This window comes from Bacteroides sp. D20, assembly GCF_003436255.1.
In the GTDB taxonomy this organism is placed as follows: Bacteria; Bacteroidota; Bacteroidia; order Bacteroidales; family Bacteroidaceae; genus Bacteroides; species Bacteroides uniformis.
This window is the reverse complement of the sequence record NZ_QSOO01000055.1, coordinates 1-713: the sequence shown is the minus strand read 5'-3', so window position 1 is coordinate 713 and position 713 is coordinate 1. Positions and strand designations below refer to the sequence as shown.

Annotated in this window: 1 protein-coding gene; it reads right to left on the bottom strand. The window is 38.7% G+C overall.

From position 1 onward, the window contains the following. The coding region (locus DXD78_RS20940; RefSeq protein WP_370448330.1) for a restriction endonuclease subunit S at nucleotides 1-713 on the bottom strand (713 nt) is incomplete at both ends.

The following is a 713-nucleotide window of genomic DNA, read 5'->3' as shown; positions in this document are numbered from 1 at the left end:
TAAATCAGAATTTACCAACACTTGACCATTCAGCAGAAGTGGGAGAAGTTCGTCTCGCTGCTTAATCAAAGTATCAATCTCTTCACCTAAAAGCATTTGTCTATCAAACATAGGTGAGCAAATCTTGTCAAAAGCACTTATAACCTCTTTTGCGGGAATAACAATTGGTAGGTTGTATAGATCTTCTTTAGTAATAGAGCCAAATGTTGTACCAGCAGCATTCCTTTGATCAAATGCAATTCTCAAATCATTGAGTATATAATACAAGTGCGTTGTAGAACCTATTTTTGAATTAAGTGCTGATAAACCTCGTCCAATACAGCAGTCATTGTTTGCTATATTAACGGCGCCAACAGGTGCTCGCACACTCATTAGTATGTCACCTTTCTTTGCAAATCGAGATGGTGCCGTTGTATATTGTCTGACTGATGGGAATCTCATCCCAAAATCTGTACTTCCTTGATAAAAGAGCACCCCTTCCCCTATTTCATTGTAACTGGTACCGTCTGGTGATTGCCCCATTGTTATATTGGCGATGTCTATAAGTGTGCCATTATTCCATCCTATTGGTATATTTCGTTTCAGTTTTTCATTCCAAACCATATTCCCTCCACTTGATTTATAAGGCTTACCCTCCTCATTCGGAAAGTCAAACTGCACAAACCAGTAATCGTAGAGTTGTTTCGCCATTGCCTCTAAATTCTGATTTATCG